Raw genomic sequence first — 26,031 nt, forward strand, 5'->3', positions numbered from 1 at the left:
ATAATGGACGGAACCCGCTGGCTGGTTTGCTTAACGAACACGATTTCTAAGTTCGTCCCGCAACCACCAACGCAGCCCGCCCGATGATGCGCGTCCCAATCCCCTGGAGGACATATGCCGCACATCCTGATGCTGACCAATAGTCCCGGCTCGTCAGTCGAGGTCCTCCCCGCGCTTGAGCTTCTCAGCCACAAGGTGCACATCCTCCCCGCAGAACCCACCGCCCTCCTCGAGACTGAACCGTGCGACGTCGTCATCATCGATGCGCGGAAAGACCTCGTGGGAGCCCGTTCGCTCACGCAACTCCTTCGGGCAACCGGACTCAGCGCTCCGCTTATGCTCGTGCTGACCGAAGGCGGGATGGCCGCCGTCGCCGCCAACTGGCTCGCCGACGACGTCGTATTGGACTCCGCCGGGCCCGCCGAAGTCGAAGCCCGGCTCCGTCTGGCGATCGCACGGGCCAACAGCGCGGCCGAGGAAGTGTCCAGCGAGATACATGCGTCCGGCGTCGTGATTGATGAGGCGAGCTACACAGCGCGCGTCGGCGGCGAGCCGATGAACCTCACCTACAAGGAATTTGAGCTGCTGAAGTACCTGGCGCAGCACCCGGGCCGCGTATTCACCCGTGATCAGCTGCTGCACGAGGTGTGGGGCTACGACTACTACGGCGGCACCAGGACGGTGGACGTGCACGTGCGGAGGCTACGCGCGAAGCTCGGCCCGGATCACGAACAGCTGATCGGCACTGTGCGCAACGTTGGCTACCGGTTCACGCTGACGCGGCAGCCGGAGGACTCCGCGGTGAACCAGAAAGCCTGACTGCTGGGATTAACAGAACGGTTCCCATCCCGCAGTGCGGAAAGGGAACCGTTTTTTGTGGAGGACATACGGGTCGAACGTATCGAGGGCGCCCCACTGGCGCATCCCCCTCGCAGCACTTCTCAGCGCTCGAAAAAGCGTACATCACCCGTTGCGGGGCTGCCAAAACCGTCCCGCGCGCATGGCCGGGACGTCGTGTAAATCTACCTGTCGACTCCTTGTTATCCCACCGTCCGGCGCTACGCTGAACAGATGACGGCTTCCACACCGACCTGGCCCATCCTCTCGATCGAAGGTACGCCCCGGGAGGATGTTCTCGAAGACATCATCGGGCTCGCCCGGGCTGCCGAGGACGCTGACGGAAATCCCCCGCTATCCGAGCAGACTCTGGTCAATCTCAGGACAGCGCAGCAGCATCCGGACAGCCTGCTCGTGTTTGCGACCTACGCGAATGACGGCGAAACGAACGACGACGGACTCGCCGGCGTCGCCGTCGTCAGCCTCGCCCGCGCAACCGGCCAACCCGGCGTCCTCGAGCTGGTGGTCCGGCCCACCTACCGCAACCAGGGAGTGGCTTCCGGCCTCGTGCGCGCACTGCAGGAACGCCAGCTTCCCGATCTCCGTGCGTGGTCGCACGGCAACCATGCGGCCGCCGTCGAGCTTGCAGGCAAAGCCGGCTTTGCGCCGGTCAGGGAATTGTGGCGCATGCGCCAGACGCGGGCCGCGCTGAAAGAATCAGTGCCCGACGTCGTCATGCCGGACGGGGTGGCCCTGCGCACCTTCCAGCCCGGCCGCGACGAAGCGGCCTGGCTCGAGGCCAACGCCGCCGCTTTTGCGCACCATCCCGAGCAGGGGGCCACCACGATGGACGACCTGGCCGCCCGCATGGCGGAGGATTGGTTTGATCCAGCCGGGTTGATCCTGGCGGTTAGGGAATCCGATGATCGGCTGCTTGGTTTTCATTGGACCAAAGTGCACCCGCGCACCGGCAAACATCCGGCAATCGGTGAGGTATATGTGGTCGGCGTGACCCCGGAAGCGCAAGGAATCGGACTGGGCAAGGCGCTCACTATCGCTGGCATCGAGCACCTCCATTCCCTCGGTCTGCAAGCGATCATGCTCTATGTGGACGCTGACAACACGGCGGCGGTGGCGCTCTACCGCAAGCTCGGGTTCACCCGGTGGGATGTGGATGTCATGTACGCGCCGAGGAGTGGTGGCGAAACTTGTAAGGTTTGAGGAGGGCTACAGCCTGCCTGCCCGGGCAGGCTTGTGCCACCTCAGGAACCATGAAGGAGACACCATGAAAGCCGAAACTGCAGCACGCCTGCCGGCACGGTACGGATCTTCGGAAGTGGCTCCGGCCCGGGCAACCCAGGACCGCATCGACATCCCGGAATTTGCGCCCAGCCTGGTCCCCGAAGGCGACATCAAGCCGGACCGCTTCCTTGACCGCGAGATCAGCTGGCTGGACTTCAACGCCCGGGTACTTGACCTGGCCGAGGACCCGGAACTCGCCCTGCTCGAGCGGGTCAACTTCCTCTCGATCTTCGCTTCCAACCTCGACGAGTTCTACATGGTCCGGGTTGCCGGGCTGAAGCGTCGGATTGCCACCGGGCTCGCAGTGCCATCGGCAGCCGGCCTGAGCCCGATCGAGCAGCTCGAGACGATCATGACGGAGGGCTTCGACCTTCAGCGGCGGCACGCGGCAATCTTCGCAGACCACATCCGGTCCAACCTTGCTGCGGAGAACATCCACCTCACCACGTGGGACGAACTCGACGAAGCGGCACGCGCTGACCTCCACAAGCTGTTCGCCGAGAAGGTTTTTCCCATCCTCACCCCGCTTGCGGTGGACCCGGCCCACCCCTTCCCCTACATCTCGGGGCTCTCGCTGAACCTCGCCGTCGTCGTCCGTAATCCGGTGAGCGACAAGGAACTCTTCGCCCGCGTGAAGGTCCCGGACCAGCTGCCTCGGCTTGTGTCAGTTGACGGACCCCGCGCCGGTAACGTGGCCGGGCGCACCGCGCGGTTCATCCCGCTTGAGGACGTCATCGCCGTCCACCTTGACCAGCTGTTCCCCGGCATGGAAGTGCTGGAGCACCACACATTCCGCGTCACCCGCAACGAGGACCTGGAGGTGGAAGAAGACGACGCCGAGAACCTCCTTCAGGCGCTTGAGAAGGAACTGTTGCGGCGGCGCTTCGGACCGCCGGTCCGGCTCGAAGTCACAACGGACATCAATCCCAGCATCAGGGCGCTGCTCTCGCGCGAACTGGGCGTCGATGAGTCCGAGGTCTACGACCTCCCGGCACCCCTGGACCTACGGGGCCTGACCGTAATTGCCGGCATCGACCGCGGTGACCTGCACTACCCGAAGCACGTTGCGCACACGAGCCGGGATCTGAATGAGAGCGAAACGTCCAAGGCGGCGAACGTCTTCGCTGCCATGCGGCGTCGGGACATCCTGCTGCACCACCCTTACGATTCGTTCTCGACGTCGGTGCAGGCCTTCCTGGAGCAGGCGGCCGTGGACCCCAAGGTTCAGGCAATCAAACAGACCCTGTACCGCACCTCCGGCGACTCGCCAATCGTGGACGCTCTCATCGACGCGGCGGAAGCCGGCAAGCAGGTCCTGGCCCTTGTCGAGATCAAGGCGCGCTTCGACGAGCAGGCCAATATCTCCTGGGCCCGAAAGCTGGAGCAGGCCGGTGTTCATGTGGTGTACGGAATTGTGGGGCTGAAGACGCACTGCAAGCTCTCACTGGTGGTGCGGCAGGAGATTGACGGGCTGCGCCGCTACTGCCACATCGGCACCGGGAATTACCATCCGCGCACTGCCCGGTACTACGAGGACCTTGGTCTGCTGACCTCGAACCACCAGGTCGGCGAGGACCTCTCCCGCTTGTTCAACCAGCTGTCGGGTTATGCGCCGAAGTCCACTTTCAAGCGGCTGCTCGTCGCTCCCCGGTCAGTGCGATCGGGACTCCTTGAACGCATCGAGCAGGAAATCGCGAACTGCAAAGCGGGCCTGGACGCGCGGGTAATCATCAAGGTCAATTCGATCGTGGATGAGGCCCTCATTGATGCCCTGTACCGGGCTTCGCAGGCAGGTGTGCGCGTCGATGTGATTGTGCGCGGTATCTGCTCGATCCGGCCGGGCGTTCCCGGGCTGAGCGAGAACATCACGGTACGCTCGGTGCTCGGCCGGTTCCTTGAGCATTCCCGCGTGTTCCTGTTCGCCAACGGCGGTGATCCGGCTGTGTTCATCGGCTCAGCTGACATGATGCACCGGAACCTGGACCGGAGGGTTGAGGCCCTGGTGCAGCTCGCCGCTCCGGAGGACATCGCGTACCTTGTATCACTCATGGATCGCTACCTCGATCCGGGAACAGCGAGTTGGCACCTTGGCAGGGACGGCGAATGGACGCGCCATCACAAGGACGACGCCGGCACTCTCCTGGGTGACGTGCAGTCCTGGCTCCTGGCGTCCCGTTCACGCAGCCGTCTGCGTCCCGCGCGCCCGTGATGGTTCAACCCGAGGCACAAGCAACAGCGACCAAAAGCACGCAACCCGTCGCCGTCGTCGCTGCCGGCGCCCTGTGCTGGCGCAAGCAGCAGGGCAAGCTCGAAGTGCTTTTGATTCACCGGCCGCGCTATAAGGACTGGTCCTGGCCGAAAGGCAAGATCGACCCCGACGAGACAACCCCCGAATGCGCGGTGCGTGAGGTCCGCGAAGAGGTGGGTATCGAGATCCGGCTCGGCATACCGTTGCCTTCGATCGAGTACCAGGTCAACTCCGGCCTGAAGGTTGTGCACTATTGGGCAGCCCGCGCCGAGGGAATGTCCATCCAGCCGGACGGCAAGGAGGTAGACAACTTCGCGTGGTGTTCACCCAGCCGCGCGATGAAATTGCTGTCCAATCCTTCCGATCGTGAGCCCCTCGAATCACTCCTTGAAGCGTCCGAGGAAGACAATCTGGAAACGTGGCCGCTCATCGTGGTTCGTCACGCCAAGGCGAAACCACGCTCATCCTGGACGCGGGCAGAGGGCGAACGTCCCCTTGCAGCGTCGGGTAAACGCCAGGCGGTTGCAGTCAGCCGGCTACTGCAGGCCTGGCGCCCGGAGCGCATTGAGAGCAGCCCGTGGGACCGGTGCGTGCAGACGGTCATGCCGTACGTGCGGCGCGCGGATCCGAAGCTGAAACTGGTGGACGCAATTACGGAGCACAACGCGGCGCGCAAACCGGACAAGGCGAAGGCGGCCGTGGAGAAGCTCTTCGACAAGCGGGTTCCGGTGGCAGTCTGCAGTCACCGGCCTGTGCTGCCGTTGATTCTCGACGTCCTCCGCAATCACATGCCACGGCAACTGGCTGACTCACTTCCCACCACCGACCCCTACCTCGCGCCTGGTGAAGCGATCATCTGCCATGTGAGTTCCAAGAACCAGGGGCAGGTCGTTTCGGTGGAGCAGTTCCGGGCGTACGACGACTGACGAGCGAGGCCTCTGGCTTTTATCCAGTTTGTATCAAATACTTAGTACATAGATACAGACCTGGGGGACGCATGGACTATCTGACTTCGACACTGCTCGGCTTCTGCATCGGCGCGGCCGTCGTGTACGGCTTCCTGCGGTTGACCACCATGACGTCAGACAAGTTCGACGCACTCAGGGCGGCGAGAAGTCACGGATTCTGGACGGCGCTGATCGCGTTTTTTGCGAGCACTGCCTCCTTCAGTAGTGCGCCCGCAAACATGAGCTTCACCTCGGACAGCATCTCCGAGGACCGGCTGCTTGTATACGCAGTGCGCGCAGCAATTCCGATGTTGTGCCTCGGTGGGATCTACGTCCTCGCCCAATTCACCTGGCCGCGGCCACGCGGTGCCGTCCGGGTAGCTGACGTGTCCGCCCGGAGGGTAACGGACTTCCTGCCTCGTGCACTCACGATCGTTACCGGGATCTTCGCGCTTCTTGCCTCAGCCGCCGTCCTGGCAGCTGCCTACCTTCCCGCCGTACAACGAGGCTCCGAGATCAACGGTTACGTCCTGTCCACCGGTCGATCGGAGGGGAACCCGTTCGCCGTCGCTTCCGGGACGGCGCTGGCGGTGCTGCTTATCGGGGTGGCTGCCGCAGTCCTGGTGATCACACGGCGGCGGCGAATCGCGTCGCTCACCCCGGATGACGACGCCGTGGTGCGCCAGATCAGCCTCAACCGGCTGCTCCGCACCGCGGTGCTGGCACTCGCCGGAATCATCAGCAGCGCCATCAGGTTCGCAACCAGCGGCATGCCAAATGAGCTGTTCGTCAACACGGGGACGCCTGCGATCTGGGAACTCGCGGGGCAAGCGAGTTCCTGGGTGTCCCTCATTGTCCTTGTCGGTGTGGTGGCTTGGGCACCACCGAAACTCCGGGAGGGCACCGAGGAGACCGTCACCGTATCGTTGGCAGCAGCAGGTTCCTACGCTCGCGTTCTGAGGCTCAGTAACGCCGCCGGCCGCATCGGGTACGGGCTGCTGATCCTGCCCGGAGTCCCCCTTGTGCTGTCGCTGTGGGCTACAGAGGCTGTCGCAATTCCCCTTGCGCTCCTGACCCTAGGTTTCGGTGCATACCTGTTCCTCCAAATCGGCGTAGAGCACATAATTACGCGCAACCACTCGGCCGGGCCCCGCAAGCGGACGCCAATTCGGGGCCTGGTTCCGCTCTGGCTTCGTATAGCGCTCGCGGTTTCCGTTGCGACTGTCCTGTACTGCGTGATCGCACTGAATATCGCTACAACCCGCGGACTTCCTGAAGTGCTATGGGTGCTGGGCTCCATGATCCTGCTGTGCGTCCTTGCCGCCCGGGGAATCAGCGGCGCGCTCTCCCGCCCGCGTTTGAGTGGCGTGGACGCTGTGCAGGATCGGCTCCTACGGGCTGTGACCCTTCACCGGATCTTCCGGAGCTGCGCCTCCGCCATGCTTTTCGTTGCTGCCTACCTACTCGTCAGCGAGTCTGCATCATGGACTCTCATGTTCGGCGAGTACCGCCCGCCCTCGATGGGCACTCACCCGATGATCGCCGTCGTACAGGCCGCAGTAATGGCGGTGGCAATCGTTACCGTCCTCATTCCTGGACCGGCGCGCGCCCCGGCCGATGCAGACGCTGACTCCGCCGGATCCCCCGGTAGAGATTCATTCAAGAACAACACGAATTCGTTCTACCCATGAGCGCGCAGATCACCGTCGACGTGACCTCGGCGATTCCCCCCTATGACCAGATCCGCTCGCAAATAGCTTCCCTCATTACAGTCGGGGCGTTGGACACCGGGACCAGATTGCCGACCGTGCGCGGGCTCGCCTCCGACCTCGGCGTAGCGCCCGGCACAGTAGCGCGCGCTTACAAAGAGCTTGAAGCAGCCGGGCTCATTGAGAGCCGCCGCCGAAATGGAACGGTGGTCATTGGAACCGGCTCCGGTGAGACCGGCCCTGCGGCGGGTACACCGCCCGAGGTGAGCGCCGCCGTCGTGCACTTGGTTCAAAGTGCACGCAGGGCCGGGCTCGACAATCAAACGCTTATAAGCCTCGTGAGGTCGCACCTCGGCTCTGACACGCGCCCGATGGACTCGACGCGGTGAGCAATGAAATCTGGATCCGACCGGCTGATACCGCCCAGGACGTTGCTGGACTCGTCCTGCGACTGTACGGACCCGATGACGTAGCGGCGCTTCCTGATACTGACCGAATGCTGACAACGCTCGACGACGTCGAACGCGCCCGCGCTGCACGCTCACCCGAGGCGCGGCTTCGTGTGCAGTTCATCACCGGCCGGTACCTGCTGCGGCTGCTGGCCGCCGAGCTGACCGGAGCTGAACCTGCCCTTCTCGAAACGACCTACGACTGCCCGGAATGCACTCCGGCGACAGGCTCCCGCGACCATGGGAGGCCGGGTTACACACTCAACGGCTCGCAGTTGTCCGTCGCGCTGAGCCTCTCTCGCGCCGCTGGCAACGTGCTGGTCGCCGCGCTGCAGCAGTCCAATGGGACCCGGATCGGGGTGGACCTCGAAAACGTGCTTGCCGCGGACTTCGAGGGGTTCGATGGCGTCGCGCTTGCTGAGGAGGAACGCGCCGCCGTGCAGAGTCTGCCACCGGAGCAGCGCCTGGCCGCCCGCGCGCGCCTCTGGGTGCGGAAGGAAGCGCTCCTCAAGACCCTCGGCTCAGGCCTGACACAAGACCCAGCAACGCTGAACGTGCTCCGGGACCACCGGGTCGGAGACGTGCTCAAGGCCGGCGCCGTCGTCGTTCCCGCTGGGTTCGCGGCAGCCGTAGCCGTGGTGCGTCCGGGGAGCGAGGAACTAGAGAGCAGGCAGCGCCTCGGTGTACAGCCAGCGGGTCAGCAGGACTTCAATGTCGGCGCCGGGGAGCCTGCTGGACGCGAGGGCAATGAAACCGGCAGTCGTGGCTGATCCAAAACGGAAGCTGGCCGTCCAGGTCTGCAGGACGTCGAAGAATGCGCTGTCGCCCAGTGTCTTCCGCAGGGCGTGCAGGGTGAGGGCGCCGCGTTTGTAGACGCGGTCATCGAACATGTCCGGTCCGCCGGGGTTACCGATGAGGATGTCCTGCGGCTCACGTGAAAGCCTCTGGTGGGCGGTGCGCGCGTGGCCGTCGGCCGTCGTCGAACCGCTGGCCTCGGACCAGATCCACTCCGCGTAGCAGGCGAAACCCTCGTGCAGCCAGATGTCCTGCCAACTGCTCGCGGTCACCGAATTCCCGAACCATTGATGTGCGAGTTCGTGGGCGATCAGGCGCTGCGCCTCCCAGCCCTGGTGAAGGTGGTTGCGCCCGATGATCGAGAGCGTCTGCGCCTCAAGGGGGATCTCAAGCACATCATCGGCGACCACCACCAGGTACTGCTGAAACGGGTACGGACCGAAGAGCTCCTCGAACGTGGCGACCATCTCGTGCTGCCGGGCCAGGGCCGCGCGGGCGGCCGGAGCTAGAGCGGGAGGGACAGCGGCGTATTGCGGTACGGGTATGCCCGGTGCCCGCGCGACCTGCGGTTTCCCTTGCGGAGCCGCCGCCGCGAGCGCAGCGGCTTGGGCGGAGGCGTTCAACGGCAGCAGGTCATAGCGGCCAATCTGAACGGTCGCAAGGTAAGTGGCCATGGGCTCGGCCTGCTGATAGACCCAGACGCTCCGGCTGGATTTCACGGTCCTGGAAACAAGGAGGCCGTTGCAGATGGCACGGTATCCGGCATCGGTGGTCACGGTGAACGCGTAGGTGGCCTTCTGGGACGGCTGGTCATTGCATGGGAACCACGACGGCGCGCCCGTCGGCTGGCCCGCGACGAGGACGCCGTCGGTAAGCTCCTCCCACCCAACCTCACCCCAGGTGCCGCGGATTGGTGACGGATTACCTTCATACCTGATGTCGAGGCTGAACTCGGTGTTCGCGGGAATCTCCTCGCGGAAGCTCACAACAAGCTTCCCGATGCGCTCCCTGAAACCGCGGACACGCACAGTGTCAGAGGTGACTTTGGTAGCGCGGAGGCCGCGCAGGTCCAGTTCGATCTGCTGCAGGCCGGGTTGAGCCGTCACCGTCAGCACGGCACGGCCCGCCAGCCTGTTGCTGGCCAGCCTGTAGTCGAGTGAGAGGTCGTAGTGGGTTACCCGAAACGCTGAGCTGCCGTGTGTGGGGGTGTACGGGTCTGTTGAAGCGAGCGCTGAACTGCTGCTCACTCGCGCGCTCCCGGGCCGGCCCAGGAACTTACGGGATTCCCCATCCAGTAGGCTCCGGCCGGAACGGTCTCTCCACGCATCACCAGCGACGCCGGACCAACGGTCCCGCCGGCTGCAATATCCGCCGCGGGGAGGATGACGCTATGCGGTCCGAGGGTCGCTCCTGCGGCGAGCTCTACGGTGTCCATGCTCATGATCCTGTCATGGAAGAGGTGGGTCTGCACCACGCAGCCGCGGTTGACAGTGGACCCGTCACCGAGGGTCACAAGGTCCGCTTCCGGGAGCCAGTAGCTCTCACACCACACGCCGTGCCCGATCTTCGAGCCCAGCGCGCGGAGCCACCAGACCAGCGCGGGAGTGCCGCTTGCTGCCCGCGCAAACCAGGGTGCGCTGACGCTCTCAATGAAGGTATCCACCACCTCGTTGCGCCAAATGAAGGAACTCCACAGTGGGTGCTCCCCCACTTCAATCCGGCCGACGAGCGTCCACTTCGCCGCCACGGCGCTGCCCGCCGCAACAGCGCCGAGCACCATGATGACGACGCCGCTCAACAGGGCCGCTACCGCGTAACCGCCCGCGAGCGCCAGTGCGTCGAAAATCGCCAGCGCCGCGACGGCGATCGCAACGGTGAGGATGATAGGCACCAGCCGGCACAGCTCCCAGAAGGCGCGCGCCGTTTTGAGCTGCCGGGAAGGCTGAAAGGTCCGGCTTTGGTCACCAGCGACGGCCATGCGCCGAAGGCGCGACGGCGGGCTCCCGAGCCACGAACTTCCGGCTTTGGCCTTCGCCGGAGTCGCAGAGAGCACAGCTACGAGTGAGTTCTTGGGTACGCGGCGGCCTGCCGACGTCATGCCCGAATTTCCGAGGAACGCCCGCCGCCCGATCTTCGCGGGTGCAATGCGGACGTACCCTCCGCCGAGTTCATAGGAGGCGACCATTGTGTCGTCGGCGAGGAACGCGCCCTCACCGATAGTGGTCATCTTCGGTATCAACAGGACGGTGGAGGCTTCCACGTTCTTGCCCACCCGTGCCCCCAGCAGGCGCAACCATGTCGGGGTGAACAGGCTGGCGTAGAGCGGGAAGAGAAGATCACGCGCCATATCGAGGGTGCGCTCGGTGGCCCACACCTGCCAGCCGATCCGGCTGCGTACCGGGTAGTGGCCTTCCTTCAATCCGATGCCGAGCAACCGGACGGTCATCAGCATCAGGATTGCGTTCGTCAGGAGCCACAGAATGGCCGAAAGCACCACCGGCCCAACCAACGAGAGCCACTCCGAGGACAGGGAATCCGCTCCCTGGAGTGCGACGACGATGGGCAGCGAGGCGACGACGGCGGCACCATACGGGATCAGCGCGAGCGCACCGGACGCTGCAGCGAAGGCAAGGAACGATGCCCGCGACTTCAACGCTGAGCGGGCGGCTGGCACTGCCGGCCAGTCCTGCTTCGACCTGCCGGTCCGCACCGCCGGCGAGCCACTGAAGAGCTGGCCGGCCTTGACCGTTCCCTCCACGGCGGATCCCGGCGCTATTTCAGCCTCGGACCCTATCCGGGTACCGGGCATCAACGTGCTGCGGGCTCCGACCACTGCTCCAGCGCCCACACTGATGGCGCCGATGTGGACGTGGTCCCCGTCAATCCACCAACCGGATAGATCTACTTCCGGTTCGATGGAGGCGCCGTTTCCAAGCTTCAGCAGGCCGGTGACCGGCGGGAGCGAGTGAAGGTCGACGTCGGGCCCTATCTTCGCGCCCAGTGCCCGCGCGTAAAAGGGCACCCAGGGTGCGCTCGCCAGGCTGACGGCACCCACGCTGTCCGAGATCTGCTCGGCGAGCCACAGACGAAGGTGGACCTTCCCGGAACGCGGATAGACGCCGGGCTCGACAGCGCCGAGAAGAATCCGTGCGGCGAGAACGGACAGTCCCATCCGCCCGAACGGACTGACAAAAATGAGCCAGGACAGCGCCACCCACCACCAGGACACGGTCGGCGCAGATTCGAGGACAGCCAAACCAGCGAGGACATTGCTGGTGATCATGGCGTAGGTGAGCCACCGCATCCCGGCGAGGAACTGGAGCGGCACGCCCATCAGGGTCTGGAAGACCTGCGACTTTCGTGCCGTCCGGCGGACGGTTCGTGGCGGCACGTCCGGCTGCTCGCCCCCGTCGCCCGTGCTTGCGGCGAAAGCGGCCAGCGCACCGAGCCGGGGATGGGCGTAAATGTCTGCGACGGTGATGACCGGGTAGCGCACGCGGATCAGGGAAACGAGCCGCGCGGCGGCCAACGATCCGCCGCCGTGCAGGAAGAAATCAGCGTCTTCATCAGCCGGCACGGTTCCGAGGACTGCTGCCCATTGGTCGGCGATCCACTGAATCCGTGGCTCGAGATCCTGTGGGACGCCCGGCTCGCCGACGCCTGTGATCGGCCATGGCAAGGCAGTGCGGTCCACTTTTCCGCTGGTTTTGGTGGGGAGCGAATCGGTGACGGTCAGCAGCGGCACCAAGGCGGCGGGCAACTGGTCAGCGAGCAACGCCCTGAGCTGCGGCAAGTCGGGCACCCCCGCGGCCGGGACCAGATAGCCCACCAGCAGCTGGTTACCCGATGGTGTGGACTGAACGGCGGCCGCGGCACCGGCGATGCCGGGAAGCGCCCGGAGCGCCGAATCCACCTCGCCAAGCTCGATCCGCCGTCCGCCCAGCTTGACCTGGTCATCCGCCCGTCCGGCGAAAATCAGCCCTGCCGCCTCAAGCCGCACGAGGTCACCGGACCGGTATGCCCTATCCCACCCGAGGGAGGGCATCGGCGCATATTTCTCGGCGTCCTTCGCCGGATCAAGGTAGCGGGCCAGTCCCACTCCCCCGATGATCAGTTCCCCCGTTGCTCCTTCCGGCACCGGGACGCCGGCGGCGTCGACGACGGCGAGGTCCCAGCCGTCCAGCGGCAAGCCGATACGGACCGGCCCATCGCCGCCGAGGCGAGCCGCGCAGGCGACGACGGTTGCCTCGGTTGGCCCGTAGGTGTTCCAGACTTCGCGGTCGTGGACGGCGAGGCGCTGTGCAAGTTCGGGCGGGCACGCTTCCCCGCCGAAAATCAGGAGCCGCACGTTCTCAAGGGAGTCCACCGGCCACAGGGCCGCGAGGGTGGGCACTGTCGACACGACGGTGATGCCCCGCGCGATCAGCCACGGACCAAGGTCGACGCCGGTGCGCACCAGCGCGCGCGGCGCAGGAACCAGGCACGCACCGTGCCGCCACGCCAACCACATTTCCTCGCAGGACGCGTCGAAGGCAACCGACAATCCGGCCAACACCCGGTCAGCCGGGCCGATCGGGTCATCCTGCAGGAAGATCCGTGCCTCGGCGTCAACGAACGCCGCCGCCGAGCGGTGGGTGACGGCAACGCCCTTGGGCGTGCCGGTGGAGCCGGAGGTGAAGATGACCCAGGCGTCGTCGTCGGGCGTTGCTTCCTGTCCCTCGCCGTCGTGCACTTTATTTGCGCGGGTGCCGTCCGTACGGGTGACCGTAAGTCCCTCGCCAACGACGACAACGGCGCGCGACTCAGCGAAGACAACTCGGGCCCTCTCCTCCGGGTCATCGGCGTCCACGGGAACGTAGGCTGCTCCGGCGGTGAGCGTTCCGAGAATCGCGATGTAGAGCTCGTTGGTGCCTGAAGGAATCCGCACGCCAACTTTGTCCCCCCGGCGGACGCCGGCTGCGCGCAGGGTTTGCGCGAATTCGTCCGCCCGCTCCACCAGTTCGGCATAGCTCAGAGCCGTGCTGCCGTCGTCGAGCGCGGACGTGTCCGGGTGCGCTTCGGCCGTGGACCGGAAGATGTCGAGGAGGGTTCGGGGCAGCGGCGCGCGGTCCGATGCCGGAAGCTGCGCGTGGTGCGGAGCAGAAGTTGCACCGGCGGCGCTGTTGGGAGGGATAAGGGTCACGCGTGAATTCTCTCGAAGCGAAGTGAACTGCAGGTGTCCAACGCTATCGCCTGAGCATGCGGTGTCCTTGTAGGTTCCATCAGCGCACGCATAGTGTTGCCGGATGCCTGATGTGATCTTTTCGAACCCCCGCGTTGCCCGCGTTTACGACCCCTTGGATCCGGATCGAAGTGACCTCGACACCTACGTCAATCTGGTAGACGAATTCAACGCCAGGTCAGTGCTCGACGTCGGCTGCGGAACAGGGACTCTGGCGGCTCGCCTGGTGGCTGACGGCGTTGAGGTCATGGGTGTCGATCCTGCGGCGGCGTCTGTGGAGGTTGCACTGTCGAAGGTGGACTCCCCCTTGGCTGAACTGATGGTCGGCACCGCGCCCGATGTAGCCGGTGATCCCGCTCAGCAGAAGCGCTACGACCTGGCAACCATGACGGCGAACGTCGCGCAGGTCTTTCTCGACGACGACGATTGGCTGGCAACCCTGCGCGCGATTCACTCCTGCCTCCGCGAGGGCGGTCACATCGCTTTCGAGACACGGAAGCCGGCCGACCGTGCCTGGGAACGTTGGACCAAGGAGCAGTCCCGGCAGGTAGTGGAGGTTGATGGCGAGGGCCCGGTGGAGGACTGGGTGCAGGTGACCGCCGTCGATGGGGAGTTTGTGACCTTCGATTCGCCGACAATTTTTCATTCCGACGGCGAGCGCATCGAGTCCACGTCCACTCTCCGCTTCAGGACTGAGGACGCGATGCGGCGCTCTCTTGCCGAAGCGGGCTTCGTGGACGTTGAGGTTCGCGACCTGCCCTATGCGCCGACCCGCGGTTGGTTGTTCGTGGCGTGCGTTTGACCTTCCTCGGCGGGAGCCAGGCGATCGCCGGCAAGTCACCCTTTGCGCCGATTCACCCACCGTCCACGGCCAGCAGCTTAGCTTCGTCTAGGCCGAATGCCCCTTTGTGTTTATCGTCCTAGTTCGCTGACGGCGGGTTGGTTCGGTGCGCGCTTTGAACGATCTATGCGGCTAGGTGCGCGGGGGCTCTTGGACGGTTCCGTGTTGCCGCTTTGTATGGACTCTCGACTTCCATGAGGACGCATACAGAGCCATTGGACAACGGCCACGTGCTAGGTGCCACCCGCCTGCTATCCGGAGAACCTCATGCTTGCGCGCGCCGACTGCGGAGCGACCTACTTTCGATTCTCTTCGCCTGCGGTAAGTCGCGGTGCTTGCTCAAGGGGGAGCTTGTTTAGCGTGCAGGATGGCGGACTCTAGTTGGGCTGCCACGGTGGCCAGCTGGTAGCCCGGGTGTACCTCGATGAGGGTGCATCCGTTCTGGTTGCAGGCTGCTCGTTTCCGTGCGTCGCGTTCCTGCTGCACTTCGAAGTTTTCCGCGCCTCCGAAGTAGGGGATGGGAGCTGAGTGCTGGGCTCCCTGGTACTCGATTCCTATGTTGTGGTCCGGCAGGTAGATGTCGAGGCTTTGTGGGGCCAGCCACCCCGGGCGGGCTTGATGTTGTACGCGTTCTGTAGGGAATGCTTCCTGAATCTGTCGCAAGAGGGTGGTTTCCGATATCCAACCTTGTCCAACGCGGGGTACGCCAGCCTCATCACGTGCAGCGTTCTCGGCGTCTCTGAGTAGGTTTCGGAAGAAGCTGAAGACTAGGGCGCCGTACTGCATCCAACAAACCCATCCGGTTGGCCAGTCGATCGGCTCTTCATATCCGGGCCACTGATGAAATGCTTCGAGCGGTTCAGATGCGGATGGGCTACTGCGAGCGTCTTCTAAGAACGCTCGCGCATCTCGTCCAGTGAAGCGCAGTGCAACCTCATCTTGGATGCTTTCCACTACGTCATCTATCGGTAAATCAGAGGTGATTCGCTGCCAGAAGATTTCGAGCATACTTGCGCCGTGGGCAGCGTGGTATTCATCCAGCCGATCCTGTAACCCAGTGATGATGGTGTGGAGATGGAGTTGGATCCCCTTCCTAGTGATTGCACCTTCGCCCCACCTGAAGACCTGGAGCGCTGTCAGCGGAGGATGGTCAAGATGCGAGGCAAGCGTGAGGTGATGCGACGGCGTGATGAACGAGCCAAGCGCAGCGTAACCAGCGGCGAAATCGCCCTCTAGGAAGTAAAAATCGGACAGGGCATAGCTCACGGATAACGATCGACCAGCTCCGCTGTACGCCGAGCGCAGTTTCTCCAATGTGCGCAGAGCTTGCAGGGGATCAGCCCGGCGCTCCTCCAAAAGCTCGCGCAGCAGGGCCTCACCGTAACCAGACTCACCCTGAACATCCACCGGGTCACCCGCGAGCAGACCCGGAAGGAAATAGCGCTGGTAGAACGACCTCTGCTGCCGGTTCATCTCCGACAGCAGAGCATCGAACTCAATCTTCGGCACCCGAACCGGCTTCTTGCCGGACGCTGAAGCGCTTCGCTGGTTCATACCCCTTATCTTCCCGCAGCCGGCACTGTTCCTGGCCTGAATTCGACCTGCTACTACTAACTTGCGGAAACCAGGGGGAGGGACACCCGGGCGCTGAAGTTGTCAAGCCCCTCGGTCCCAGATCACACAGTGTCACGCTGATTGGCTCAGTGATTACCGCCATATGCTGAACACATGCCGGATGCGATGTTGGAAGGAGAATCACCCTTTCCGCCGCAGTATCCAGGGGTGCGCGTCTACGTCACAGCACTCGACCTATTAGGCGTCAGAGTGCCAGAAAAAGACCGCACCAACCTCTGGAAACGAATACCGGTCGGCCAAGCCCTTTCCCTGATCGCCCAAGTTCTAACGGACATCGACATTCAAACTGGATCTACGGACTCTCCGCAATCGGAAGTAGACCGTCGGTGGGCTACCAAGATCCAGGACACGCGGCTGCGAACCTGGCTCTCCATCGCCTCAACCCTTGGGGCTACGCTGTTCGCCACCCAGATGCTGCTGCTTACCGCAAAAGAAGCCCTTATGCATTGCCCCGAGGGACCCCCAACGGACACCCTGGACGGGCTCGACGAAATTGTTCTGTGCATGCTCGGAATCGCCGAAGACAAAACTGTGCCTACGGAGGTTGATGAAGAAAGTTGGGGCGGAATGGGGGTGTCATTGGCTAACGAAATCATCGCCAACACACATTTCAACCGCACACTGTGGATCGGACGACAGCTCGTTTGGTTCGAACGCACCTGGTTTCGAAACTGGCCAAAACGCACACAAGCTGTGGAAACAGTCAGCGGTGAACCTGCTGAACTCTTCAAGGAAGCAACCGGTGTTGAACTCATCGATTTCGCGGCGGTCGCGTTCAACCTCTACACACAGGCATCCCTCAGAAGCTATGTCCGCTTCCCGGACGAGTTCTTCTCCACGCTGGGCCTTGAACAGCAGGCAATCGACCATTTCTTGGCTGCCACATCGTGCTCCGTGGCTGAGCTTCGCCAGGTAATGCACGAAGAGGATGCCAGGGCGCGTTCACGGTTTGGGTTTGACGGTTTCCGCCGATTCCCCCTCGTCCGTTTAGCTTCAGGAGAGCTACTCATGCTGAGCCCCAACTTCGTGCTTCAGCGGGCCTTGAGTGAAACAACTTTCTGGGACGTCCGCCAATACCTCAAGGGCGCTAACCCACGACGTGAGAAAGCATTCCACCTATGCACGACCGATGTCCTTGAGCATGAAACCGGAGAAGCTCTCCGGCGAATCTTCACCAGGAGTCGACGGCGGGTGCTCGACGAGGAACACCTACAGAAAAAGTTCGGTTCAGCGCAAAGGATGCCACGGATCTGCGACTTCGCCGTCCGTTCTGGAAAGACTTGGATCCTCGTGGAGGTTACTGACCGAGCGATGCCGCGGCTGGTTACCTTCGCCAATAGTTCAGCTGAGGAATTGGACGCTGAATTAGACAAGGTGCTCACCTCACGAAAGGCCGAACAGCTCATCTCAACCATGGAACTTCTGAGGAAGGATCACGGCGCGAACTCGGCTGATCTTACGTTCATTCCGCTGGTCCTCACCGGGGACACAGGGCTGCCGTGGGGTATACCCGTCCATCGCCGCGTAAAGGAACGCCTGGCCTCCCTCGGATATCCCGAAAACTTCGGCCAAACCGTTGCTCTAATCACGTTGAAAGATCTGATCATGCTGGAAAACGCTGCAACTCTTGGCCACGACGTCGTAGACCTCCTACGGTCATGGCGGCAGGACAATCCCGCCATTCCGCTGGACCAGCACGTGCACCACCTTGGAATCACCATCGATTCACCACGATGGGAGAAAGACCGCGTAAGCGAAGTGATTCAACGCTTCGCGCAACGTATGAAACCTCAGGGCGCATAGCGTGAGCGGTGCCGATAAGACCTAAATCGCACTAACTCCAGATCGCAACAGGAGCTGCAGACGATTCCGACTGGATCCGTTCGGGCATTGCGTCATCGAGAGCTTGACGTCTGGCGGGTCTGCGAGTCTTCCGGCGCACCTTAGATCGTTGGCCGTCGCTCCTCGACCCCTCGGGCCTCGCTGACGCTCGATTCGGGCCCCTGCCGATAGGCTTAGGCGCGTGACTACTTCGGTGCCCACTCCATATGAAGATCTGCTCCGCGATGTGCTGGCCAACGGTACTGCGAAATCGGACCGCACCGGTACCGGAACGCGGAGCGTCTTTGGCAGGCAGCTCCGGTTCGACCTCGCTGAATCCTTCCCGCTGATCACCACCAAGCGTGTTCACTTCAAGTCCGTCGCGCTCGAACTGCTGTGGTTCCTGCGCGGAGACTCCAATGTGCGCTGGCTTCAGGAGCGCGGCGTGCGCATCTGGAACGAATGGGCGGACGACGACGGCGAACTCGGCCCCGTTTACGGCGTTCAGTGGCGCTCGTGGCCGACGCCCGACGGCGGGCACATCGACCAGATCGAACGGCTCATCGAGGGGCTGAAGAGCAACCCCGACTCCCGCCGGCACATCGTGTCAGCCTGGAACGTGGCCGAGATCGAGAACATGGCCCTCCCGCCATGCCACGCCTTCTTCCAGTTTTATGTGGCGGACGGCAAGCTCTCCTGCCAGCTGTACCAGCGCTCCGCCGATACGTTCCTCGGGGTGCCGTTCAACATCGCCTCCTACGCACTGCTGACGCTGATGATCGCGCAGCAGGTTGGGCTGGAACCAGGTGAGTTCGTCTGGACCGGCGGCGACGTCCATATCTATGACGATCACCTTGAACAGGTCAACGAGCAGCTCACACGCGAGCCCTACCCGTACCCGACGCTCCGTCTGAACCGGAAACCGGAAAGCATCTTCGACTACACGCTGGAGGACTTCACAGTGGAGAACTACCAACACCACCCGACCATCAAGGCGCCGATCGCCGTATGAGTGAATCGCTGAAGCCCGCCGCCCGCGTTGGGACCCCGATGGTCGGGATGATCTGGGCGCAGACCATCGACGGTGTCATCGGCCGCGAGGGCTCCATGCCGTGGCACCTGCCTGAGGATATGGCCCATTTCAAGAGCACCACCCAGGGTCACCCGGTCATCATGGGCAGGCGCACCTGGGAATCCTTTCCTGAGCGTTTCCGCCCGCTCCCCGGCCGCACCAACATTGTGGTGAGCCGGCAGGAACTTGATGCGGCTGACTACCCGGGTGCCGTCGTCGTCGGCTCTCTTGATGAGGCGCTTGCCGAGGCACGCAACAGTGACGGCGCTGAAGAGATCTGGATCATCGGCGGAGGGCAGATTTACGCCGAGGCCGCTTCGATTGCCAATGCCGCGCTGGTGACATTGATCGAATCGGATGTGGAGGGTGACACGTACGCTCCGGCGCTCGGCGCTACCTGGAAGCTGGCCGGAGTCGACCCGCAGGAGGACTGGCTCACCTCGACGAACGGGACCCGATTCCGGATCAGCCTCTGGACGCAGGAGAAACAGGGAGAATCCCAGTTCCCTGAGCAATGACCGCCGTCGTCGTACCGCCCGCGTAACCGACAGCGGCCAGCTTGGCCCGCTCCCCTAAACTTGGTTCATGACTTCCGCAGCACACGTGTCCTCCTCCGTGCCCTCCGTCGGTTTGGTCGGCTGGCGCGGGATGGTCGGCTCCGTCCTCATGCAGCGCATGCAGGATGAAGGCGACTTCCGGCGCATCAACCCCGTCTTCTTCTCGACGTCCAACGCTGGCGGGGCCGCGCCGTCGTTCGCTGAAGGTGCAGGCACACTGCAGGATGCTTACGACGTCGAAACCCTCGCCAAGCTGCCGATCATCATTACCGCCCAGGGCGGCGACTACACCGCAGAGGTGTACCCGAAGCTGCGCGACGCCGGCTGGGACGGCATGTGGATCGATGCCTCCTCGAAGCTGCGCATGGAGGAAAGCTCGATCATCGTCCTCGACCCGGTCAACCGGGAAGTCATCGACGCCGGACTTGCCCGTGGAGTACGCGACTTCATCGGCGGCAACTGCACGGTGTCCTGCATGCTCATGGGCCTGGGCGGGCTGTTCAAGAACGGGCTGGTCGAGTGGGGAACCTCCATGACCTACCAGGCGGCCTCAGGCGGCGGTGCCCGGCACATGCGTGAACTGCTGAACCAGTTCGGGTCCATCCACGGTGCCGTCGCCGGCAACCTTGCGGATCCGGCGTCGGCGATCCTCGACATCGACCGGGGCGTGCTAGCCCAGCAGAAGAATCCCGAGATGGATGCTTCGCAGTTCGGTGTTCCGCTGGCCGGTTCGGTGATCCCGTGGATCGACGCCGACCTGGGCAACGGACAGTCGAAAGAGGAATGGAAGGCTGGTGCGGAGACCAACAAGATCCTCGGTACCGACGTCACGTCCGGCGCCCGCATACCGTTCGACGGCCTGTGCATCCGCATTGGCGCAATGCGTTCCCACTCGCAGGCGCTGACGTTGAAGCTGACTCAGGACCTGTCGATCAGCGAGATCGAGAACCTCATCAGCTCCGACAACCGGTGGGCCAAAGTGGTGCCAAACACCAAGGAAGCCTCCATGGCTCAGCTGACGCCTGTCGCTGCGAGTGGCACCCTGGACATCCCTGTCGGCCGCATCCGCAAGCTCGAAATGGGCCCGGAATACATCAGCGCCTTCACCGTCGGTGACCAGCTCCTGTGGGGCGCAGCCGAGCCGCTTCGGCGCATGCTGCTCATAGCGACCGGGAACCTCTAGGTAGCTGCGAGAGCACGACGGCGCCTGCGCGGCTTGATCGCGTGGGCGCCTTTTCTTGCTTCCGGATAACTAGAACGTGTGTTCCCCTAAAAATGTCAGAGGGGTCAGGCACACTGGTCCACATGAGCCAGATCCCCGTGAACCAGATCCTCACCCGCTACTTCTCGGCAAGCAGCGCCGGCAAACACCCTGCCACCGTTGGGCAGTACAAGCGAGTACTCGCCCATCTTCAGCAGTTCCTCGAGAAAGAGGGGCACGCGTCAGTGGCTCCTGAGTCAGCGGAACTGTTGGCCCTTGAACGGCAGTTCGAACCCGACGGCGCGTTCGGAAGGGTGCTCGGCGCCGAGGACCTCGTCTTCGCACTCCCACGCTTCCTCAGTCAACATTGGCTCATGCCGAACTTCCACGACCGCCTGGCCCAGATCAGCCTGATCTGCAGGCTGGTGCAGTGGCTGTGCAGCAGGGACCTGGTGGACAGCAGGTGGCACCGCCACGCGGTTATGCAGACCCATGCGGCCGCGGAAAGGGCACGACGCCGCGCGGTCACCTGACCGGCTAACGCAGGGAACAGCCGATCAACAAAGGTTCGGGCTGCAGACGGATCCCGAAGCTCCGCTCCACGCCGTCAGCAACCAGGCGTGCGAGGCGCAGGAGATCCTCCGCCGAGGCACCCCCACGGTTGGTCACGGCGAGAGTGTGTTTAGTCGATAACGCTGCACGGCCTCCAGCAGCCTCGAAGCCGGCGTCCTCCGCCAAACCGAAGCCCTTGCCAAACCCCGCGTGGTCGATCAACCAGGCCGCGCTCAACTTAACTTTGCCCTCATCTGCCGGATAGCGGGGCGCCCCTTTGGGCAACGAATCCGCGACCGCAGGCTCAACGATAGGATTCGTGAAGAAGGAGCCCGTGCTGTACGTGTCGCGATCATCAGCGTCGAGAACCATGCCCTTCGCCGAACGGAGCCGGAGAACAGCACGCCGCACATCGTTCGCGTACGTCCGCTCTCCCACCTCGATACCCAGCTCGCGGGCGAGCTCCGCGTAACGCACCGGGCTGCTCATGCGACCAAGGCCCAGCTGAAACTCAACGGTTAGCACAACGTAGCGGGGTGAGCCACCAGTGGTGGTTCGCTTCAACAGCGAATCACGGTAGCCAAACTGGAGGTCGAAGTTGGCCAGCGACTTGATTGACCTGGTCACGCGATCATAGGTGCGCACCATCGCGATAGTCTGCGAGACCTCGGACCCATACGCACCAACATTCTGGACCGGGACCGCGCCGGTGGAACCTGGGATCCCGGAGAGCGCCTCCAGGCCCGAATATGCGTGAAGCACTGTGTACTCCACCAGTTCATCCCAGGGCTGCCCCGCCTGCGCGGTGACCATCACACCGCCGCAGGTGGCGTCGTCGTCGTTCACTGTGAAGCCGGAGGACGCAATGCGGAGCGCCGTGCCGTCAAAGCCGCTATCCGCGATCACCAGGTTCGATCCCCCGCCGATGAGCAGCAGCGGCTCCCCGGCAGCGTCAGCCGCTTGAACAGCTTCGATAATCTCGGCTTCGGTGCGCGCTTCCACAAGCTTCCGTGCAGGTCCGCCGACCGCCGAAGTGGTCAGCTCCGCAAGGGATGTCACCAAACCCGAACCACTGCCTGCGCCTTGACCAGCACCTTCTGCCCGCCTGCGGACACAGTCAGGTCAATGCGGGCCGTTGAGTTATCGGCGTCAAGCGCACCTACAACGCCCACCACCTCGACGACGGCGCCAGCAGCATCCGGTTCCGGAGTGGTGTCCTCAACAACTACAGGCCGGGTGAAACGCGTCTGATAGTCAATCACCGCAGCAGGATCGCCAATCCAATCAATCACCAGTTGCACCGCGGAGCCCATGGTGAACATTCCATGCGCGATGACGCCGGGCAGGTCCACGCCGCGGGCGAAGGACTCGTTCCAGTGAATGGGGTTGAAGTCGCCCGAAGCGCCCGCGTACCTCACTAGGTCCAACCGCGTGACCTCGACTGCGGAACGGCCTATCTCCTGTCCAACCTCAAGGTTGGTCAAAGTTACCGCCATGGCTTCTGCTCCTCTCCGCGGACAAGGATGGAGGACGTCGTCGTGGCCGTCTTTTCACCCTCCACGGTCGAAATTTCGGCGCGTGTGGTGATCATCGCCCCGCCACCCATGGCACGAACCTGGTCGACGTGCAGTTCGGCAACAAGTTCATCTCCGGCGACAATGGGCCGGTGATGCGTGAACCGCTGATCCGCGTGGACAACGCGCGTGAAATCGATTCCCGCCTCCGGGTCATTGATCAGCTGCGCGTCGGCGCGCTGGGCGACAATGATCGCGAAGGTCGGCGGGGCAACCAGGTCCCGGTGGCCAAGCGCGCGGGCGGCTTCGACATCGTAATGTGACGCGTGCGTGGCCTTGACTGCACGGGCGAACTCACGAATTTTCTCGCGCCCGACGGTGTAGACCTCGGCAGCAGGATAACTGCGCCCCTGCAGGTCCGGATTGATTGTCAATGGTGCTCCTTTTCCAGCGGTACAAGCTTGCACAAGCCTAGCTGTAGTGGTGTCAGCGTTACGGCGTTCTGGGCGGACGAAGACGACGGCGGGCATCCCGCGCGCGCACCACCAGTCCGGCCAGGTGCGCAGCCAGTCCGGCGACGATGATCGGCATCGCCGCGTACACCAACCCGTCGGTTTGGAGCATTGCCCCGGCGACGGCAAGCAGGATCCCGACGCCGGTCAGGATCAGTGCGGAGATGACCAGTTTCCGGTAAAGCGGCGAACCGGTCTCCCACGGCGTATTCAGCATAGGTACAAGCGTATCGGCAGGGCGGTTGCAGGCAGTATCAGCGCAGGCCTGGGGAGAGAGCCCGGCGTTTCCCATGCCACCGGGTGATCAGGGTGGTAACCCGCGTGACGATCACCCAATACAGCACCCCCGCGATCAGCGAAGCTACAACCCCCACCGCGGGATGGAATGCCTCCAGCCTTGGGAACACCAGCCAATGCACCAGATACACGTGCAGCGATGCGCTGGCCAACAGAACAGCGATCTGCTGCAGACCGCGGGGAACAGGGAGGGTGCGCAGCCACACCAGGATCAGGATTCCGGTCAGGAGGGTCATTTCGCGCGTTTGATCCCCGTAGAAGTAGCCCGGAATGCAGAGTACCGAGACCGCGGTGATCAGGCACCGGTGCAGGACTGTCCGAGCTCGGGCGGTTGCCCAGCCTAGGGCGAAGAGCCACAGTGCCGGCGCTGTGTTCGGCAGATCGAGGTCTACATAGTTGAACCGGGTCAGGAGCCCTGCAGCCATCAGCACCAACGGAAAGGCGAAAGGGAAGCGCCGCTCCAGCCGCGCGACAGGGGGGATAGCGAGCAGGGCGATCAAGCAGACGAGCAGGTAGGTCAGAACCTCCACAAACCAGAACTGCCACTCGGGCGTCACCTCCTGCGGACCCACCAGAGCGTTAAGCAGGAAGATGTTCGCCACGCTGTACTGGTCGGTGATGAAGTAGCCCAGCGCGATCAGGGCCATGCTTGGTACGACAATCCGCGCGACGCTTGCCAGCTGGCGGCGCAGCCTCTGCAACCTTTCGCCCTCGAGCTGGAAGCGCGCAAAGTTGAATCCGGCCGCCGCAATCAGCACGTGGGCCGTACCCTCCCAGCGGAACAGGCCGATGTGAGTGCTGATGATGAAGATGATCGCCACGGCGCGCAGCACGATGCTCGACTCGATGGGTGCGAAGAACTTCCGCCACGGTGCGGCCGGGCGCGCTCCCCGTTCGAGTTCCGCAACCGTCTTGAGGTGCCAGTCCGCAGGCAGCGCACCGATGGCGTTCTCCAACCGGACGGAGGTCGCCACGTAGGAGAGCGAGTCTCCGCCGAGGGACACAAAGGTGGCGCCGCCGTCGACCGTTGCAACTTCCAGCTGTTCGGCAAAGATCTGACGCACGTCCCGCGGGCCCTCAACGCGGGATGCCGCAGGTTCCCGCGGTGGAGAAGCGGGCTCGGCGAGCGCGAGTACCGCCCGGTAGTCCGGCTTGCCGCTGTTGGTGCGGGGCAACTGCTCCACCGCGAACGCCCTCACAGCACCGCGCGGGATGCCAAGGTCCCCGGCCAGGAGCTTGCGGAACATCGCTGTGTCGTGGTCTCCCTCCATGGCGACCACCAGTTGCTCGTCGGTGCCCGCGGCCGTCGCCTGAACCCCAAAGCCCGCAAGGATCTCTTCCACCTGGCCGAGGTCGATGCGCAGGCCCGCGATCTTGATGAACCTGCTGCGCCGCCCCACCACCTCATACAGCCCGTTCGTGTGCCTGCGCGCGAGGTCGCCGGTCCGCAACTCGGCGACTGTACGTCCCGCAGCAAGGTCACAAGGATGCTCGGCGTAGCCCAGCATGACGTTGGGGCCTGCATAGACGAGCTCGCCGTCGTCGTACCCTTCGATCGGATCAATCCGGAAGCTGCCGCCGGGAACTGCGACGCCGACGCTCGTCGGGTGCTCAGCTGCCAGGTCCGGCGGTAGGTACGCCATGCGGGCTGTCGCTTCGGTCTGCCCGTACATGACGAACAGTTCCCAGCCCTGACGGCGGCCAAGCTCGGCGTACCGGGTCACCAAATCAGGACTCAGGCGGCCGCCCGCCTGGGTGACATAGCGGAGGCTGGGCAGGTCCAGGTCAGCGAACCCGACCCGCTCGAGGAGGTCGAACGTATAAGGAACCGCTGCGAACGAGGTGACCCCGGCTTCGCGGAACAGCTTCCAAAAACAGGGGTCGACGACGGACAGATCCGTGAGTACCAGCGAAGCGCCGGCGAGCAGGTAGCTGTTGAGCACGGACAGGCCGTAGCAGTAGGACATCGGCAACGTAGTGGCCGCGCGATCGCCGGGCCCGATGCGAAGGTACTCGGCGATGGACTCGGCATTGCACTGCAGGTTCGAGTGAGACAGGCGCACCAGCTTCGGAGAACCCGTCGAGCCGGAGGTGCTGAGCAGCAGCGCGAGGTCCGGGTGCAGTTCATGCCGGCTCTCGGCGCGCACCTCGACGACGCGTGGTTCGCCATTTCCCGTCCCGGTGCCCATGACGACGTCGGGGTCGAAGGCCTCCGTAATGGACGCCAGGGCGGCGGGCTTGTCGCCTGGAACCAGGATCAGCGGGTGCCCGGCGGAAAGTGCGGCGAGGTAGGCAACCAGGGAGTCGACGTCGTTGGTTGCGGCCAGGAGAACGAGCCGTCTTGCCGTTCCGAGCCGCCCGGCAACCGCCTCCACGCGACTGGCCAACTGCCGGTAACTGAGGTTCACGCCGTTGAACAGCACGGCCGGGGTGTCACCGAACCGGGGGAGTTCCGCTGCGAAGGAGACGGAACGCGGTGCCGCTTCGAGGGGCATGCTCGGGGCTGCAATAGACAAGGGAC

The 26,031-nt window shown here is 63.7% G+C and carries 21 protein-coding genes; 13 read left to right on the plus strand and 8 right to left on the minus strand.

Translation table 11 applies throughout. The features are described 5' to 3' along the window. Nucleotides 1-114 precede the first annotated feature (114 nt). The 7 genes from ACWA1U_RS16245 (at nucleotide 115) to ACWA1U_RS16275 (ending at nucleotide 8,262) form a co-directional block, all read left to right on the plus strand. Nucleotides 115-819 carry a winged helix-turn-helix transcriptional regulator gene (locus ACWA1U_RS16245; RefSeq protein ID WP_463723178.1) on the plus strand — a complete coding sequence of 235 codons (705 nt, stop codon included), beginning with the start codon at nucleotides 115-117 and terminating at the stop codon, nucleotides 817-819. Between the two features lie 252 nt (nucleotides 820-1,071). Continuing rightward, the gene (gene mshD, locus ACWA1U_RS16250; RefSeq protein WP_463723179.1) at nucleotides 1,072-2,058 is read left to right on the plus strand and encodes a mycothiol synthase; all 987 of its coding nucleotides are present in this window, start codon (nucleotides 1,072-1,074) and stop codon (nucleotides 2,056-2,058) included. Nucleotides 2,059-2,122: 64 nt separating this feature from the next. Continuing rightward, on the plus strand, nucleotides 2,123-4,348 hold the full coding sequence (locus ACWA1U_RS16255; protein ID WP_463723180.1) for an RNA degradosome polyphosphate kinase: 2,226 nt from the start codon (nucleotides 2,123-2,125) through the stop codon (nucleotides 4,346-4,348). Then, complete coding sequence (locus ACWA1U_RS16260) at nucleotides 4,348-5,313, plus strand: NUDIX hydrolase (RefSeq protein ID WP_463725072.1); 966 nt, start codon at nucleotides 4,348-4,350, stop codon at nucleotides 5,311-5,313. The genes ACWA1U_RS16255 and ACWA1U_RS16260 overlap by 1 nt, the downstream gene beginning before the upstream one ends. Before the next feature lie 71 nt (nucleotides 5,314-5,384). Beyond that, nucleotides 5,385-7,025, plus strand: coding sequence for a hypothetical protein (locus ACWA1U_RS16265; protein WP_463723181.1), 1,641 nt, complete (start codon nucleotides 5,385-5,387; stop codon nucleotides 7,023-7,025). Continuing rightward, the gene (locus ACWA1U_RS16270) at nucleotides 7,022-7,432 is read left to right on the plus strand and encodes a GntR family transcriptional regulator (RefSeq protein ID WP_463723182.1); all 411 of its coding nucleotides are present in this window, start codon (nucleotides 7,022-7,024) and stop codon (nucleotides 7,430-7,432) included. Before ACWA1U_RS16265 ends, ACWA1U_RS16270 begins: the two co-directional genes overlap by 4 nt. Beyond that, complete coding sequence (locus ACWA1U_RS16275; RefSeq protein ID WP_463723183.1) at nucleotides 7,429-8,262, plus strand: 4'-phosphopantetheinyl transferase family protein; 834 nt, start codon at nucleotides 7,429-7,431, stop codon at nucleotides 8,260-8,262. The genes ACWA1U_RS16270 and ACWA1U_RS16275 overlap by 4 nt, the downstream gene beginning before the upstream one ends. Here the strand turns inward: ACWA1U_RS16275 and ACWA1U_RS16280 are convergent. Continuing rightward, a complete protein-coding gene (locus ACWA1U_RS16280; protein WP_463723184.1) occupies nucleotides 8,152-9,534 on the minus strand; it encodes a M1 family metallopeptidase in 1,383 nt (460 codons plus the stop codon). The genes ACWA1U_RS16275 and ACWA1U_RS16280 overlap by 111 nt on opposite strands. Continuing rightward, nucleotides 9,531-13,460, minus strand: coding sequence for a Pls/PosA family non-ribosomal peptide synthetase (locus ACWA1U_RS16285; RefSeq protein WP_463725073.1), 3,930 nt, complete (start codon nucleotides 13,458-13,460; stop codon nucleotides 9,531-9,533). The genes ACWA1U_RS16280 and ACWA1U_RS16285 overlap by 4 nt, the downstream gene beginning before the upstream one ends. 112 nt (nucleotides 13,461-13,572) lie before the next feature. Here ACWA1U_RS16285 and ACWA1U_RS16290 point away from each other — a divergent pair, with 112 nt between their 5' ends. Next, on the plus strand, nucleotides 13,573-14,310 hold the full coding sequence (locus ACWA1U_RS16290) for a class I SAM-dependent methyltransferase (RefSeq protein ID WP_463723185.1): 738 nt from the start codon (nucleotides 13,573-13,575) through the stop codon (nucleotides 14,308-14,310). A 378-nt stretch (nucleotides 14,311-14,688) separates the two neighbouring features. Here ACWA1U_RS16290 and ACWA1U_RS16295 read toward each other — a convergent pair whose 3' ends face one another. Next, nucleotides 14,689-15,858: a PDDEXK family nuclease gene (locus ACWA1U_RS16295; RefSeq protein ID WP_463723186.1), complete on the minus strand. Its 1,170-nt coding sequence runs from the start codon at nucleotides 15,856-15,858 to the stop codon at nucleotides 14,689-14,691. A gap of 315 nt (nucleotides 15,859-16,173) precedes the next feature. Here ACWA1U_RS16295 and ACWA1U_RS16300 point away from each other — a divergent pair, with 315 nt between their 5' ends. From ACWA1U_RS16300 to ACWA1U_RS16320, 5 genes are all read left to right on the plus strand, one after another. Continuing rightward, nucleotides 16,174-17,787: a hypothetical protein gene (locus tag ACWA1U_RS16300; RefSeq protein ID WP_463723187.1), complete on the plus strand. Its 1,614-nt coding sequence runs from the start codon at nucleotides 16,174-16,176 to the stop codon at nucleotides 17,785-17,787. Between the two features lie 220 nt (nucleotides 17,788-18,007). Beyond that, the gene (locus ACWA1U_RS16305) at nucleotides 18,008-18,817 is read left to right on the plus strand and encodes a thymidylate synthase (RefSeq protein WP_463723188.1); all 810 of its coding nucleotides are present in this window, start codon (nucleotides 18,008-18,010) and stop codon (nucleotides 18,815-18,817) included. Next, nucleotides 18,814-19,395: a dihydrofolate reductase gene (locus tag ACWA1U_RS16310; RefSeq protein WP_463723189.1), complete on the plus strand. Its 582-nt coding sequence runs from the start codon at nucleotides 18,814-18,816 to the stop codon at nucleotides 19,393-19,395. Before ACWA1U_RS16305 ends, ACWA1U_RS16310 begins: the two co-directional genes overlap by 4 nt. A gap of 67 nt (nucleotides 19,396-19,462) precedes the next feature. Continuing rightward, complete coding sequence (gene asd / locus ACWA1U_RS16315; RefSeq protein ID WP_463723190.1) at nucleotides 19,463-20,617, plus strand: aspartate-semialdehyde dehydrogenase; 1,155 nt, start codon at nucleotides 19,463-19,465, stop codon at nucleotides 20,615-20,617. Between the two features lie 122 nt (nucleotides 20,618-20,739). After that, nucleotides 20,740-21,168, plus strand: coding sequence for a hypothetical protein (locus tag ACWA1U_RS16320; RefSeq protein WP_463723191.1), 429 nt, complete (start codon nucleotides 20,740-20,742; stop codon nucleotides 21,166-21,168). Between the two features lie 4 nt (nucleotides 21,169-21,172). Here ACWA1U_RS16320 and ACWA1U_RS16325 read toward each other — a convergent pair whose 3' ends face one another. From ACWA1U_RS16325 to ACWA1U_RS16345, 5 genes are read right to left on the minus strand one after another with little or no spacing between them, the layout of a single operon-like run. Then, entirely contained in the window at nucleotides 21,173-22,246 is a 1,074-nt protein-coding gene (locus tag ACWA1U_RS16325; RefSeq protein WP_463723192.1) for a UDP-N-acetylmuramate dehydrogenase, read from the minus strand. Further along, complete coding sequence (locus tag ACWA1U_RS16330; RefSeq protein WP_463723193.1) at nucleotides 22,243-22,683, minus strand: MaoC family dehydratase; 441 nt, start codon at nucleotides 22,681-22,683, stop codon at nucleotides 22,243-22,245. Before ACWA1U_RS16330 ends, ACWA1U_RS16325 begins: the two co-directional genes overlap by 4 nt. Next, nucleotides 22,674-23,135 carry an FAS1-like dehydratase domain-containing protein gene (locus ACWA1U_RS16335; protein WP_463723194.1) on the minus strand — a complete coding sequence of 154 codons (462 nt, stop codon included), beginning with the start codon at nucleotides 23,133-23,135 and terminating at the stop codon, nucleotides 22,674-22,676. The genes ACWA1U_RS16330 and ACWA1U_RS16335 overlap by 10 nt, the downstream gene beginning before the upstream one ends. A 58-nt stretch (nucleotides 23,136-23,193) precedes the next feature. Continuing rightward, nucleotides 23,194-23,430: a hypothetical protein gene (locus ACWA1U_RS16340; protein ID WP_463723195.1), complete on the minus strand. Its 237-nt coding sequence runs from the start codon at nucleotides 23,428-23,430 to the stop codon at nucleotides 23,194-23,196. Nucleotides 23,431-23,467: 37 nt separating this feature from the next. After that, nucleotides 23,468-26,026, minus strand: a complete 2,559-nt coding sequence (locus ACWA1U_RS16345) for an AMP-binding protein (RefSeq protein ID WP_463723196.1) — start codon at nucleotides 26,024-26,026, stop codon at nucleotides 23,468-23,470. Between the last annotated feature and the right edge of the window lie 5 nt (nucleotides 26,027-26,031).

This window comes from Arthrobacter sp. TRD_SC_6 (genome assembly GCF_055361185.1).

What these genes read in the sequence shown, in the direction of transcription:
- ACWA1U_RS16260 (WP_463725072.1), top strand. Translation starts at nt 4,348, where the DNA reads ATGGTTCAACCCGAGGCACAAGCAACAGCGACCAAAAGCACGCAACCC.
- ACWA1U_RS16310 (WP_463723189.1), top strand. Translation starts at nt 18,814, where the DNA reads ATGAGTGAATCGCTGAAGCCCGCCGCCCGCGTTGGGACCCCGATGGTC.
- ACWA1U_RS16320 (WP_463723191.1), top strand. Translation starts at nt 20,740, where the DNA reads ATGAGCCAGATCCCCGTGAACCAGATCCTCACCCGCTACTTCTCGGCA.
- ACWA1U_RS16340 (WP_463723195.1), bottom strand. Translation starts at nt 23,430, where the DNA reads ATGCTGAATACGCCGTGGGAGACCGGTTCGCCGCTTTACCGGAAACTG.
- asd (WP_463723190.1), top strand. Translation starts at nt 19,463, where the DNA reads ATGACTTCCGCAGCACACGTGTCCTCCTCCGTGCCCTCCGTCGGTTTG.
- ACWA1U_RS16245 (WP_463723178.1), top strand. Translation starts at nt 115, where the DNA reads ATGCCGCACATCCTGATGCTGACCAATAGTCCCGGCTCGTCAGTCGAG.
- ACWA1U_RS16265 (WP_463723181.1), top strand. Translation starts at nt 5,385, where the DNA reads ATGGACTATCTGACTTCGACACTGCTCGGCTTCTGCATCGGCGCGGCC.
- ACWA1U_RS16330 (WP_463723193.1), bottom strand. Translation starts at nt 22,683, where the DNA reads ATGGCGGTAACTTTGACCAACCTTGAGGTTGGACAGGAGATAGGCCGT.
- ACWA1U_RS16270 (WP_463723182.1), top strand. Translation starts at nt 7,022, where the DNA reads ATGAGCGCGCAGATCACCGTCGACGTGACCTCGGCGATTCCCCCCTAT.
- ACWA1U_RS16290 (WP_463723185.1), top strand. Translation starts at nt 13,573, where the DNA reads ATGCCTGATGTGATCTTTTCGAACCCCCGCGTTGCCCGCGTTTACGAC.
- ACWA1U_RS16255 (WP_463723180.1), top strand. Translation starts at nt 2,123, where the DNA reads ATGAAAGCCGAAACTGCAGCACGCCTGCCGGCACGGTACGGATCTTCG.
- mshD (WP_463723179.1), top strand. Translation starts at nt 1,072, where the DNA reads ATGACGGCTTCCACACCGACCTGGCCCATCCTCTCGATCGAAGGTACG.